16 protein-coding genes are annotated in these 13,647 nt (G+C 37.3%); 2 read left to right on the top strand and 14 right to left on the bottom strand.

Annotated features, from left to right (window positions below; all coding sequences use genetic code 11):
• Positions 1-22: 22 nt before the first annotated feature.
• From mnmH to LDX58_RS05825, 7 genes are all read right to left on the bottom strand, one after another.
• The gene (mnmH, locus tag LDX58_RS05855; protein ID WP_227935910.1) at positions 23-1,084 is read right to left on the bottom strand and encodes a tRNA 2-selenouridine(34) synthase MnmH; all 1,062 of its coding nucleotides are present in this window, start codon (positions 1,082-1,084) and stop codon (positions 23-25) included.
• A gap of 76 nt (positions 1,085-1,160) precedes the next feature.
• Positions 1,161-1,376 carry a YneF family protein gene (locus LDX58_RS05850; RefSeq protein WP_227935909.1) on the bottom strand — a complete coding sequence of 72 codons (216 nt, stop codon included), beginning with the start codon at positions 1,374-1,376 and terminating at the stop codon, positions 1,161-1,163.
• A gap of 125 nt (positions 1,377-1,501) precedes the next feature.
• Entirely contained in the window at positions 1,502-1,960 is a 459-nt protein-coding gene (gene sirA / locus LDX58_RS05845; protein ID WP_227935908.1) for a sporulation inhibitor of replication protein SirA, read from the bottom strand.
• Between the two features lie 222 nt (positions 1,961-2,182).
• Positions 2,183-4,180 carry a transketolase gene (gene tkt / locus LDX58_RS05840; RefSeq protein ID WP_227935907.1) on the bottom strand — a complete coding sequence of 666 codons (1,998 nt, stop codon included), beginning with the start codon at positions 4,178-4,180 and terminating at the stop codon, positions 2,183-2,185.
• Positions 4,181-4,306: 126 nt separating this feature from the next.
• Entirely contained in the window at positions 4,307-4,546 is a 240-nt protein-coding gene (locus LDX58_RS05835; RefSeq protein ID WP_227935906.1) for a DUF896 domain-containing protein, read from the bottom strand.
• Between the two features lie 64 nt (positions 4,547-4,610).
• Complete coding sequence (locus LDX58_RS05830) at positions 4,611-5,264, bottom strand: YneB family resolvase-like protein (RefSeq protein ID WP_227935905.1); 654 nt, start codon at positions 5,262-5,264, stop codon at positions 4,611-4,613.
• Complete coding sequence (locus tag LDX58_RS05825) at positions 5,257-5,469, bottom strand: hypothetical protein (protein WP_227935904.1); 213 nt, start codon at positions 5,467-5,469, stop codon at positions 5,257-5,259. Before LDX58_RS05825 ends, LDX58_RS05830 begins: the two co-directional genes overlap by 8 nt.
• A gap of 150 nt (positions 5,470-5,619) precedes the next feature.
• Here LDX58_RS05825 and lexA point away from each other — a divergent pair, with 150 nt between their 5' ends.
• On the top strand, positions 5,620-6,243 hold the full coding sequence (gene lexA / locus LDX58_RS05820; protein ID WP_227935903.1) for a transcriptional repressor LexA: 624 nt from the start codon (positions 5,620-5,622) through the stop codon (positions 6,241-6,243).
• Between the two features lie 25 nt (positions 6,244-6,268).
• Here lexA and LDX58_RS05815 read toward each other — a convergent pair whose 3' ends face one another.
• Both LDX58_RS05815 and LDX58_RS05810 read right to left on the bottom strand, forming a co-directional pair.
• The gene (locus LDX58_RS05815; protein ID WP_227935902.1) at positions 6,269-6,562 is read right to left on the bottom strand and encodes a hypothetical protein; all 294 of its coding nucleotides are present in this window, start codon (positions 6,560-6,562) and stop codon (positions 6,269-6,271) included.
• A gap of 176 nt (positions 6,563-6,738) precedes the next feature.
• Positions 6,739-6,966, bottom strand: a complete 228-nt coding sequence (locus tag LDX58_RS05810) for a phage holin (protein WP_227935901.1) — start codon at positions 6,964-6,966, stop codon at positions 6,739-6,741.
• A 731-nt stretch (positions 6,967-7,697) separates the two neighbouring features.
• On the opposite strand from LDX58_RS05810, the gene sda reads away from it, so the two are divergent.
• On the top strand, positions 7,698-7,847 hold the full coding sequence (gene sda / locus LDX58_RS05805; RefSeq protein ID WP_227935900.1) for a sporulation histidine kinase inhibitor Sda: 150 nt from the start codon (positions 7,698-7,700) through the stop codon (positions 7,845-7,847).
• 850 nt (positions 7,848-8,697) lie between these two features.
• Here the strand turns inward: sda and LDX58_RS05800 are convergent.
• The 5 genes from LDX58_RS05800 to hflX all read right to left on the bottom strand — a co-directional run bounded on the left by LDX58_RS05800 (position 8,698) and on the right by hflX (position 13,593).
• The gene (locus LDX58_RS05800; protein WP_227935899.1) at positions 8,698-8,856 is read right to left on the bottom strand and encodes a hypothetical protein; all 159 of its coding nucleotides are present in this window, start codon (positions 8,854-8,856) and stop codon (positions 8,698-8,700) included.
• 167 nt (positions 8,857-9,023) lie between these two features.
• The gene (locus LDX58_RS05795) at positions 9,024-9,146 is read right to left on the bottom strand and encodes a DUF3954 domain-containing protein (protein ID WP_227935898.1); all 123 of its coding nucleotides are present in this window, start codon (positions 9,144-9,146) and stop codon (positions 9,024-9,026) included.
• 318 nt (positions 9,147-9,464) lie between these two features.
• Entirely contained in the window at positions 9,465-10,814 is a 1,350-nt protein-coding gene (gene glnA / locus LDX58_RS05790; protein ID WP_227935897.1) for a type I glutamate--ammonia ligase, read from the bottom strand.
• 240 nt (positions 10,815-11,054) lie between these two features.
• Positions 11,055-12,308, bottom strand: coding sequence for a methionine gamma-lyase family protein (locus tag LDX58_RS05785; RefSeq protein WP_227935896.1), 1,254 nt, complete (start codon positions 12,306-12,308; stop codon positions 11,055-11,057).
• A 10-nt stretch (positions 12,309-12,318) separates the two neighbouring features.
• Positions 12,319-13,593: a GTPase HflX gene (gene hflX / locus LDX58_RS05780; RefSeq protein ID WP_227935895.1), complete on the bottom strand. Its 1,275-nt coding sequence runs from the start codon at positions 13,591-13,593 to the stop codon at positions 12,319-12,321.
• Positions 13,594-13,647 lie beyond the last annotated feature (54 nt).

Below are 13,647 nucleotides of genomic sequence, written 5' to 3'. Positions count from 1 at the left end.
CTTCTTAAGACAGTAATATCTATTAGTTTCCTATCTTCAAACAAAACTCCTCAATATAAGAAATTAATTTTTCAACACCTTCGTCTAACTCTTCAAATTCTATTTGAGATGCACTTGATTTATAAGCATCAAACGTATACGCATACCTTGGGTCGTAATACTCTTCCAAAAGCTTTGCAAATATCTGTTTATATTTACCTTGCTCTTGAAGAACTATTATTTCATTTCTAAGATCATGAGTTAGATACTTACTAATTTTTCCGATTGCTTCTTGTATTTTTTCTTTATAAATTTGCGGTTGATACGTTTGATAAATGTGTTCAACCCTAGACCAAAAAGGATAAGTCAGTTCAATTCTCTCTCCATTCTCTTTCCCTTTTAATATAAAATCAGGGATCACAACACGCCCAAGTCGTTTGCTTTCACCTTCAATAATTAAATACGGAGAATTCCCAATCTCCTCTAGTCGCTTTACTAATAAATACTCGAATTGTTTTTGACTGTTTGGACTCACACCAATATGTCCAAACACTGACCCTCTATGACCCGCTAACTCTTCTAAATCAACAACTGGGTAACCTCGTTCTTGTAAAATCTGAAGAATCTCTGTTTTTCGAGAACCGGTATGACCAGCTACAACAAGGTAGTCTTTCTTTTTGATTGCTTCTCGTTCTAAACTTTCTTGCACTACCTTTCTAAATGCTCGAACTCCACCTTCTAGTTGGTAACACTTCACCCCAAGTAACCCAACGGTACCAGCTACCGTTTTACTACGCATTCCACCTCGCCAACAATAGACAACCATACGTCTATTCGGCATTTCTCCTTGTAATCCCTTTAGTCTCTTGAAAAAAGCTTCGAGTTTCGGAGCATATATCGATAAACCCAATTCAATTGCTTCATCACGACTTTTTTGCTTGTACGTTGCTCCGATTTTTGCTCTTTCCTCGTCTGTGAACAAAGGAATATTAATCGCATTTGGTAGACGATACTCAGCAAATTCACCTGGTGAACGTACATCAATATACAAGTCTTCCTCATAGCGTAATTCTTCTATTGTAATTTGCTTCACTTGAACCGTCACATTATAATCCCCTTATAAACATCCTTTATTTTAAAGCAGAAAAACACCTCAAATAAGAGGTGCTTGTCCATTCAAACTATTTAGATTGTTGTTTCTGCATAGCTTTCATCATTTGATTGATTTTCTTCTGTGATGGGTTTTGCCCCATTTGCATCATCATGACGCGAAGCATCTGTTCATTAAATGGTGGGTTCTTTTTCAAATAAGACATCATCGTCTTACGTGCTATAAAGAAGCCAATTGCAATGCCAGCTGCAACAGCTAGTGTATACCCAATAATATGAATCCACATAAGTCCAACGTCCTCCTTCGTGCTATCTAAACCTGTCGGGTTAATACCCGAATCAACCTTATCTATTATATCTTAATGACAAGGGATTTAAAAGCACTTCAGAAAAATATCATCCTAAACCTAAGTTAAACAGGGTTCGTTCGAAGGAAATCCTCCTGTTTCAATGGTTTTAACCAACCGTAACGATGCTCTTCTATTGAAAAAGCAAAAAATGCAGGTTCACATTTTCTCAAAATTTCAAAAAACAACGTCTCTACTTCAAATGTACCTTCTGCTGTTAAATATAGTGCATCCGCCCCAATGACAAGCTCTGCTTTAGAATCTCGTTCAGCAATCTCTATTACATGAGTATTTTTCTTCTTTCTATATCCATCGATTTTCATAAGGTCTTGTTTAAACTTTTGTTGTATTAATAGGGACGGGATCGGCTTAGATATATATTCAATTTGTTTTCGTAAAATTTCCTTCTGCGACCCTCTTGCCTTTTCGTGTTCAAGAAATAAATAAAATAACTTGGATTCCTGTCCGTAGTATTGACGAGCAACATCTTCTTCAACAATATACAACTCGTAATGTCTCATCATGGACACCCTCTCGTACTTTTATTTTCCCTAATTATACGAAAAGTCTAGTAAAATGATTGTCTTAAATCGGAGAAGAATCCCACTAGTTTTGTCGAATGAATAGAAACAAAGCATTTAACCTTTGCAAAAATTGCAAAACAAAGAATCAAACATAATAAAGATAACAGTCCTAAACGAAAAAAACTGACTCTCATCAATAAAGAGAGTCAGTTCTTTTAATTATTATTTTTTAAGCAGAATTTTTATTTTTTCAACAACATTATCGACAGTGAATCCATACTCTTCCATGATCTTTTCTCCAGGTGCAGATGCTCCAAACTGATCAATTGCTAATACATCACCGTGATCTCCTACATACTTTGACCAGCCAAGCGAAGAAGCCATTTCGATACCAAGACGTGCTTTGATATTGGGTGAAATTACTTCGTCTTTATACGCTTTCGGTTGTTGTTCAAAGCGATCCCAGCTCGGCATACTAACTACATCTGCATAAATACCTTCCTTTTCAAGTGCAGATTGAGCTTCTACAGCAAGAGGTACCTCAGATCCAGAAGCTAGAAGCAATGCATCCGTCTCTCCATTTGATTTAGAGGCAATGTAAGCACCTTTTTTCACGCCTTCATAGGCAAGCTCTTTCGTTTGATCTAACGTTTTTAAATTTTGACGAGTTAATACAAGGGCAGTTGGTGTATCTTGACTTTCAAGAGCTACCTTCCAAGCAGCAGCTGTTTCATTACTGTCCCCAGGACGAATAACCGATAAACCTGGCATCGCACGTAATGCGGGTAGTTGCTCTACTGGTTCGTGTGTTGGACCATCTTCACCAACAGCAATACTATCATGTGTGAACACATAGATCACCGGTAATTTCATCAGAGCTGCTAAGCGAATAGCAGGACGTAGGTAATCAGAAAAAACAAAGAATGTTGCCCCAAATACTTTTAAACCACCATGAAGAGCCATACCGTTAATAGCCGCTCCCATGGCAAACTCACGAACACCAAACCAGATATTACGACCTTCATAATGATCTCTTGAGAAGTCTCCTAGATCTTTCATATAAGTCTTATTTGAACCTGCAAGATCGGCCGAACCTCCGAAAAGCTCTGGTAGTGTATTTGCAAAAACATTTAACACTTCACCAGAAGATGAACGAGTCGCAACACTTGAGCCTGGTTCATATACAGGTGCTGAGTGATCCCATCCTTCAGGTAATTCTCCACTCATTGCTCGTTCAAATTGGGACGCTAATTCTGGATAAGCTTCTTTATACGTAGCAAAAAGTTGATTCCATTCTTGTTCCTTTTTCTCACCTTCTGCTTTAATAGCGTTGAAAAACTCTCTTACTTCTGACGGAACATGGAATTCTTCTTCATGTTCCCACTTGTAAGCCGATTTCGTTAAGACAACTTCGTCTTTTCCAAGTGGAGCTCCGTGAGAAGCTGACTTTCCAGACTTGTTAGGAGAACCATAACCAATGACTGTCTTTATTTCAATTAATGTTGGTCGATCATCTTTCTTTGCTTCTTCAAGCGCACTACTGATTTCATCTAAATCAGTACCATCTTCGACACGAATAACCTGCCAACCATAAGCCTTATAACGCTCCTCTACACTCTCAGAAAAAGAGATATGCAAATCTCCATCTAACGAAATATCGTTTGAATCATATAAAACGACGAGACGTCCTAATTTAAGATGGCCAGCTAAAGAAGCTGCTTCAGCAGAAACCCCTTCCATTAAATCGCCATCACCACAAATTGAGTATGTAAAATGATCAACTATATTAAAGTCCTTTTTATTATATGTTGCAGCAAGATGACGCTCTGCCATTGCCATACCAACCGCCATTGCAACACCCTGTCCAAGTGGTCCTGTCGTTGCTTCAACGCCAGGTGTATGTCCAAACTCAGGATGACCTGGTGTCTTGCTACCCCATTGACGGAATTGTTGTAACTCTTCTACTGATAAATTATACCCGCTTAAATGCAATAAACTATATAACAGCATTGATCCATGACCTGCCGATAAAACAAAACGGTCACGATTAGCCCACTCTGGGTTTGATGGGTTATGATTCATAAATTTAGTCCAGAGGCTAAGGGCCATTGGTGCGGCTCCCATAGGTAATCCCGGGTGTCCTGAATTTGCTTTTTCAATACTATCTATTGATAGTGTACGAATCGTATTCACTGCAAGTTGTTCTACTTCCTTAGCCATACTATATTCCCTACCTTCCAAAAATACTTTTTCTATGCTTTACATCATATACTTTATCCTTATTTTCTACAAGCATGCAAAAACTATTTTCCGCAAAAAAAAACCTCTTTAAAACAGTAAGAGGCTTTAGTGCATACGTTTATTTTGACTTTTTTTACTTTCCTTTAAAGCATCAGGAGTTACATCATTTCCATTCTCATCAACGACCGTAACACTATGAAGTTGGTTTTTAAAAGAATTACGAAAAGTTTGAAGATACTCTTTCCGTAGCAATTGTTGTTCCTTTTCCTCTTGTTTAGTTAATCCTATTGTTTTCGCGCGTTTTGATAATTCATTTATTCGATTTAACTTTTCTTTTGATAACATACAGCACCTACCTTCGTCAAACGTTCACCCATCATACTCTACAACATTGCATGGACGTTTTCAACTATGACGAACTTTCATTTCGTCTGCAATATTCTAAATAGCGTCTATTGACTGTAGCCTTAGAAATATCATATCCGAACCCTCTAAGTGTAGCGGCTATGTCGTGAAATGTTAATTCCATTTTTCGCAATCGAACAATTTCATCAATGGGAACTTCTATTTTAGTTCGTCCTGCTCCACCACCTACTTTTAAATTTCTCTCGGGACGATATCCATTTTTAATAGCTTCTTTCATCCCTCTTTTGATTTTACTATTATGTATTTTACGCTGAAACTCTTCTACAATGGATACAATATCTAGCACCATCTCATCAGCTTCAGACAATGTAAGTTCACCATTATCATGTATCGTTAAGATTCTAACACCAGCTTTTCTTATCTGATGTAATAAGGCTGTTTTGGCATGTCCTCTCCCTAAACGAGTATCATCTTGGACGAGAAGAATATCGACCCCACCTTGACTAATTTCACTTAACACATTAAGAATTCCCTCTCGATCAACTTCAAACCCACTAGCTTTTTCTCTTATAATGTCTACAATTTTTAATTCTAATGTATTTGCTAGTGCTACTAACTCAACAGCCTGTCTTTCCAAAGATGTCTCTTGGTTTTTCTTGTCCGTACTTACACGACAATAAATAACAGCTCTATTCATTATCATCCTCAGTAGAAGGACTTAGATAGACAAAAGAACTGTTAACCGTTTTATTTACCTCTATTACATTAAGTTGATCTGCTTGTTCTGTCATTTCAGTTAATTCATTTATAGGAGCAGAAAGAATGATCGTTGCATACATGAACAGCAATACAAAAACTGCAGATAAAATAATAAAAATTTCTTGACTTGAAAGACGTTTCATCATATTAATCACCTCTATAGAATACTTGTTCGTATTTACTTTAAACCGAACATTCGTTTGTGTCAACATTTTTTTTAGAACTAACGTTTGCGTTACGTATGTTCGCATGGTACTATTTAGGTAATTAGGAAAGTAAGTGAGGTGGTATAGGTGTCAAAGCTATCAAAGCGACAAATTGAAATACTAGATTTCATTAAAATCGAAGTGAAAAAGAAAGGGTATCCACCTTCTGTGCGCGAAATAGGAGAGGCAGTTGGACTAGCATCTAGTTCTACGGTTCATGGACATCTTTCACGTTTAGAGAAAAAAGGATATATTAGAAGAGACCCTACTAAACCGAGAGCAATTGAAGTGTTGAATTTGGAGAGTGATTTAGTTGCAAATCCAGATAGAAAAACTACATATGTACCTGTTCTTGGTAAAGTAACAGCCGGTTTACCCATTACAGCTATAGAAAATATTGAGGATTATCTACCTCTACCAGAACACCTTGTTTCGGACGACAAAGCCTATGTGCTGGTCATCCAAGGTGACAGCATGATTGAAGCTGGAATATTTGATGGGGATATGGTCATTGTCCGTCAACAACAAACGGCAAATAATGGAGATATTATTGTTGCTATGACAGAAGAGAATGAAGCTACAGTAAAACGTTTTTTCCGGGAGAAAGATTATATTCGCTTACAGCCTGAAAATTCGACAATGGATCCAATCCTTTTAAAAGAAGTTACCGTTCTTGGAAAAGTAATTGGTGTATTTCGTACTATTCATTAAAATAAAAAGCTTGCGACTGCATCGACTACTTAGATGCAATGGTAAGCTTTTCTTTTTCTTTTCTTCGTTCTTTAAGATAAATTCGAAGCACGAAAGTCATAACTAGTGCACTGACAATGACCATACCATACCCGCCCGAACCTTCATAAATAAGAATTCTAAATACACTCCGCAGGAAAAACATAAATGATAAAAGATAGATTATTAATAGCAACGTTTTCTTACTCAGTTCAATCACCTCTTCTTCATTATTAATGAAAAACGTATATGCGACAAGATTTATAAATTCAATAAATTGATTGATTGCAATACTAATCATACTTTTTGAATTTTTTGGCTATCCTATAGACAACATGGTTAGCACTTATCACTCCACGAAAAACATCATTACCATGTTAGAGGGTGACTTTAAAGCTCAAAATTCAAAAAGCGAACATTTAACTTGCTAACATCGCTTCATTGTTTTCAATGCTTTTTGGTCATCCCTTTTGCCTTTTAGGTTAATTTATGCTTCTTTAAAACCTCTTTTTGTTGCAACCCTTTTTTACTAAGGTAATTATTTTTCCACCCTGTCCAAATAAAATAGACTCCTGATAGAATCGCTACAACATCGTTAACAAATTGTTCCGAAATAGTCTGATAACCTAGCAAGTTTAAGACTGCATTTAAAACCGCTACAATTAAAAAAGCAAAACGTGAAATCGAAGCTCTATCTTTATTCATTTCTATGCCTCCCAATCTCAATGAGGGTACTGAAAGAGGTACGATTTTCACCTTTTTCACTTTAAGCAATGAGCGGAACCGTTGCTTTGTTTTAAGCCTGCTATGAGTGGGTTTCTCATAGCAGGCGCGCAACGTGTGGAGCCATTGCTGCTTCCCCGAGTATGCTAAAAGGGACTTTTTCAGTGGCCTCATCTCAACTACTCTGGTTTTGTTCTCTTTTCTTAGAGCTAGTCTATGACTGAGTTAAATAAACATGACGGATGTTTACATAAGTTACAGATATAGTTTCAATAATAAGTCGTGTTAAACCCACAACCCGAAGGTACATTCTTCAGATTAAACTACCTTTGGAAGCTCATTAACTTGCATGAGACCACCTTAAAGAGATGATTTTTTTTAAGAAGTGTTATCATGAAAATAACAAGCCTTAAGAAAAGGAGTATTATGTAATATTTCTTACAGAATACCCTGATAAAACCTGAATCAGCCTATGTATTTTAAGCAGAAACAAACATAACTACAATAAGGAGAAATTATATTAGTATCTTTATTATTGCAAAGACTTTTTTCTCAAATCCATTTTAAAACCGACACGAATGTATGTAACCTATTTGTAACACAATTTATCTGGTTTTTTCTCTAATTTCGCTTTATTACGTTAGCTAGATAAGTTACAATTAATTTTGTGTTTTAAAAAGTTCATATGTACTTTAGAAAGAGGTTTTTATACTATGTTCAAAAACTTAGACGATCAAGATATGCTAGAAGCATATTACGAAGCAGTTCAAAATGATTTATGTATAGATTTCATCTCAATTTTAAAAGAAGAATTGGATGCAAGAGGCCTTCATGACAAGCTAACAACGGACTCTGTAATTTAATAACTTATTCTCATAAATTAGCGTGTACCCCATGTTAATTTTTCTTTTTCTTCTAGTTCCACCAGCCATTTAATATATTTTAACTCTTTTATAGTTAGTTTTCTTTGTAATTTACCTTCGAAAAAACTTTTATAAAGTTTTGCACTCTTGACGTTTTTCAGTTTTCTCACTCCCTTTTAAAAATATAATACAATTCCGACAAAATTACAAGGTTTTCATTTAATGAGAACAAAATCCCAATTAGGTCTTGTACTATCAGCGAAAAACGTCCTAGTGACACTTCCATTTTACTTGCATTTCCCTAAGCGATTTTTGCAAAATCACTAGAATCGCGAAGTTAGCGTTCTTCTTCCCTCTATGTAACTTTAATCTGCTTTATGATCTCGCTGTGCAGTACGTTCTGATTCGATTTGTCGCTTTGTTTACATTATCATTCAAATGAATGTCTCTAATCCTGTACCGCCCTGTATTATATGAATACTAATGCAGAATTTGAGCTCTAATCATTAGGCATCTTTACGTTGGTGGAGGGTGGGGAACGATATTTTCACGACTGATTTTCTCGTAGTTGTTGAGCAGTAACAGCAATTACATACCGATACTCCTTTTTTAGAACATATCCCATATCTACTGATCTATTTCTAATTTAATGTTTTTCCATGTTTCACTATACGTGTGATAATGTTCAGCAACATAGCTATAGCTAAATCTAAAACTCTACACCGCGAATAAACTGCTCCATTCCTCCACTTAAAATAAAATAGAGCCAACACTAAGTGCTGACTCCTGTTTCTTTTGAACCTAACAAATTCTTAAGCGATATTAAAATTAAGGCCACATTGCACTCTATTCAGTCTTGCGGATCTTCATCCCAAGAAAGAGTTATCACTTTTGTATAATCTCCTCTTTCAAAATCTTCCTTTGTAGCATTTCTACTTAATTCCTCATCGTCATCAATTCCAGTTGCAACTGTTGCTTCAAATTTTTCTGTTTTTTCCTTATCCTTCATTGATATCCATCCTTTTTTTGAGACTTCGTTTATTAGGATGCGTTACCGTAATCAAAATCATTAATGGTAAATGTTAGTACAACAACTATGTCATTATCCTGTAGTTTTCGATAAGTTTCTATTAATTAACTACAACTTCTTGATCTTGGTATTCTTGACTCGATTAACTATACTACCAATCCAAACAGCAACTTATTATCAAAACCACTGGGCGGTGGCTCTACGGAGGTAACTTGACCATTTCTCACAACTAATAGCTGGTTACTTTTAACCCCAATTTCTATGGTCATTATTTATAATTGGCTTACGTTCTTTAAGCCCTGACATTCAATAACCCTCCACTTGTCTAAATTGATCTTTTATGTGATCGATGCATGTTTCTCACATCCGTTAGTTCCAAGATTCTTATTGTTCAGTCCTTCGTCCGAGTTGACTACTATAACCTATAGCTAACTTGTTTATGGGAGAAAAGCGGTAAGGCTAGAGACGGATGAAGTTCAAATCTGACAATACCCGAATCTCCTATAGTAAATCCAGTGCCATTCTCGAGACATATAAGGCACACAGGGAAAACCCTCAACACCAGTAGTGTCAAGGGTTCTAAAGTCTTAATAATTCTGCATGTATTGGTCACGTTCCCACGGATGTACTTGTGTTCTAAACATGTCCCACTCAATTTCTTTTGCTTCAACGAAGTTTTCAACTGCATGCTCTCCAAGAGCTTTGATCATTACATCGTCTTGGACTAGTCTGTCGATAGCTTCTTTTAATGTTGCAGGAAGATCATCGATACCTTCTTCAATACGCTCTTCTTTGCTCATCACATAAATGTTACGATCTGTTGCAGCAGGAGGAGTTAATTTCTTCTTAATTCCATCTAGACCTGCCGCAAGCATTACTGCCATAGCTAAGTATGGGTTAGCCGCTGGGTCTGGACTACGAACTTCAACACGCGTACTTACTCCTCTTGATGAAGGAATACGGATAAGTGGGCTACGGTTACGCATAGACCAAGCTACGTATACTGGTGCTTCATAACCAGGTACAAGACGCTTGTATGAGTTCACAATTGGGTTAGTAATCGCTGTGAATGCTTCAGCATGTTTTAAGATACCTGCTAAGAATTGCATCGCTGTTTCACTTAATTGTGATTCAGTCCCTTCATCAAAGAAAGCATTTCCTTCTTTTGTGAATAAAGACATATTACAATGCATACCTGAACCGTTTACACCAAAGAGTGGCTTCGGCATAAATGTTGCATGTAGACCATGTTTACGAGCAATTGTTTTAACAACAAGCTTAAACGTTTGAATGTTATCACAAGCGGTAATCGCATCAGCATATTTAAAGTCAATCTCATGTTGACCAGGTGCCACTTCATGGTGAGATGCTTCGATATCAAAGCCCATGTCTTCAAGCTCTAAAACAATATCACGTCGGCAGTTTTCACCTAAATCTGTTGGCGCTAAATCAAAGTATCCGCCCTTATCATTTAACTCTAATGTCGGCTCGCCGTTTTCATCATTCTTAAATAAGAAGAATTCAGGCTCTGGTCCAATATTGAAAGCTGTATAACCAAGTTTCTCAGCATCTTTAAGAACTCTTTTAAGAATGCCACGAGGATCACCTGCAAATGGAGTTGGCTCTTCACCAGGCTTACCTGGTAGATAAACATCACAAATCAAACGTGCAACTCTTCCTTTTTCTGGTGTCCATGTGAAGATCACCCAAGTATCCAAATCTGGATATAGGTACATATCTGACTCTTCAATACGAACAAACCCTTCAATTGAAGATCCATCAAACATCATTTTGTTATCTAATGCTTTAGTTAATTGATCAACTGGAATTTCCACATTCTTAATCGTTCCTAATAAATCAGAAAACTGAAGTCGAATGAAACGAACGTTTTCTTCTTTTGCAATACTCAGAATATCTTCTCTACTATACTTTGCCATGTTTATGTATACCCCTTTCAAAATGTTTAATTTTAATTCACCATTTTGCCTGTTACTCATGTCATTAATCATTAACCTAGTAATTGTGTTTATGTATTGAACACCTTGCTTTGAAAGCATTCAGATAACGTACTATTACCATGTTACTCGAAGCAATCACTCATGTCAACCGCTGTCAAATTACCTGACATTCTGTTTAATTTGGTAAGAAAAAACTCATTTTTTGCCACTGTCAAAATCTTATTTACGATCATATATTGAATCGATTGATTGAAGAACAGCTATTTTCACATGCTCATAAGTAAGGCCACCTTGAACATAAGCAACATACGGTGGACGAATCGGACCATCTGCTGTTAATTCAATACTTGCTCCTTGTATAAACGTTCCAGCAGCCATGATAACAGGATCTTCATACCCAGGCATCTGACTTGGTTGTGGAGAAACATGGGCATTGACTGGTGAAGCTGTTTGAATGGATTGACAGAAAGCAATCATTTTTTCAGCTGTTGGAAAATGCACAGATTGAATCAGATCAGTTCGTCTTTCTTCCGCTTTAGGTGAAGTATTCATCCCTATTTTCTCTAGTATTGCAGCCGTAAACACAGCTCCCTTTAACGCCTGAGAAACGACATGTGGAGCTAAGAAAAAGCCTTGGTACATTTCTAGTAGACTATAGAGACTAGCTCCCCCTTCAGCACCAATTCCAGGAGCTGCAAGCCGGTAAGAAGACAGTTCCACCAACTCTTTTCTTCCGACAAGATAGCCGCCTGTTTTAACAATTCCTCCGCCCGGATTTTTGATTAAAGAACCAGCCATTAAATCAGCTCCAACATCACACGGTTCTCGCGTTTCCACAAATTCTCCGTAGCAGTTATCGACAAACACAACTACATCCTCTTTAATGGACCTGACAAATGAAATCATTTCTTCAATTTGTCCAATCGTGTAAGATGGACGGTCACCGTAACCTTTAGATCGCTGAATCCCTATCATTTTTGTGTTTTCATTTATTTTACTTCGAATGGCGTCTTCATCAATCCAACCTGACCCCAGTAAAGAAACTGCTTCATACCCGATATGGAACTCCTTTAAAGAACCATTTCCATTCCCGCGGATACCGACAATCTCTTCTAATGTGTCATAGGGCTTTCCTGTGATATACAATAACTCATCGCCTGGTCTTAATACCCCGAAGAGAGCTGTTGCGATAGCATGGGTTCCTGAAATGATTTGGGGACGAACAAGGGCCGACTCTCCTCCGAACACCTCTGCATAGATGGATTCAAGTGTATCACGACCAACATCGTCATACCCATAACCTGTTGAAGGCGTAAAGTGAAAATCAGCCACCTGATGGTTTCGAAAGGCAGCCATTACTTTTGCTTGATTTACTAATGCAATTTCCTCTATTTCCTGATGATGTTCTCTTATTTGTTGCTCTACTTCTTTAGTTAGTTCATTTAGTTCTTTTTCGTGATTCAACTTCAGCATTCATTTCCCTCTACTTTCGTTCTACAATCGATCGGATCGTTAATTCATGGCCTAAAGCAGTATCAGGTAAGACAAAACCACGAACTTCATAATGTTCGGTTTCTTCAATCCAATCTTGTTTTTTGATCAGCGTTGTTTCACGACATTTTGAAAGCAGGCTTCCTTCATCTGCTTTTAAAAGAACATGATATTCCTTCATTTGCTCCATTAACTTTTCTTCAATTGCATGTTTTAAGCTTTCTAAATCTTCCTGATCAAAGGCACTAATTTCAATGGAGTCTTCCTCATGTGTTGGAAAGAAGTCAGGATCTTTCTGTTCACTTTTATTGTACACGATTAATTGTGGGATCTGCTCTGAATCTAATTCTCTTATGAGCTGCTTGACTGTTTTTTCGTGCTGAACATAATCAGGGTTTGAGCTATCGACTACGTGTAGAAGCATATTCGCTTCTTGTAACTCTTCAAGCGTTGATCTGAACGCTGCAACAAGTGTTGTTGGTAAATCTTGAATGAATCCTACCGTATCAGATAGTAACACTTTCATGCCACTAGGTAGGTTAAATTCTCTAGTTGTCGGATCCAGTGTGGCAAACAATTGATTTTCTTCAAGTGTTTCGACCTCGGCTAATCGGTTTAAGATCGTTGATTTCCCTGCATTCGTATACCCAACAATCGCCACTTGGAACGCTTCATTCTGCTTTCGCCGCTCACGGTAACGTTGACGATGGCCGACTACTGCTTCAAGCTGATGCTTGATCTCATCCGTTCTTCTACGTATATGACGGCGGTCAGTTTCGAGTTGGGTTTCCCCTGGACCTTTTGAACCAATTCCACCACCTTGACGGGAAAGAGCTAAGCCTTGTCCTGCAAGACGGGGCAACAGATAGGAAAGTTGGGCAAGTTCTACTTGTAATTTTCCTTCTCTTGATCTAGCCCGCTGAGCAAAAATATCTAGAATCAGTTGAGTTCGATCTACAACCGTTATTTTTGTTCTTGTATGAACGTTACGGATTTGACTTGGTGATAATTCATCATTAAACACAATGGTGTCTACGTTTTTTTCATCAATTAAGTTCTGAAGTTCTTCTACTTTTCCTTTACCTATGTATGTAGATGGTTCAACCTTTTGTCGCTTTTGTGTAAGCGTTCCTACAACGGTTCCTTTTGCCGTTTCAACAAGACTTTTTAACTCATCCATCGAACGTTCAAAAGCGAGATCATCATTATCCAATTGACATCCTACTAGGACAACGTTTTCTGTCTCTCTATGATTTATTTCTTGCACGTATTTGCCACATCCTTTGTTTACGTTCTTACTTTACTATTTACCCTTTGTGAT

It is taken from the genome of Alkalihalobacillus deserti, from assembly GCF_020734105.1.
GTDB classification, from domain to species: Bacteria; Bacillota; Bacilli; order Bacillales; family Bacillaceae_D; genus Halalkalibacter; species Halalkalibacter deserti.
Note: the sequence above shows the minus strand (reverse complement) of the source record. Positions and strands in the feature narration are given on the sequence as shown.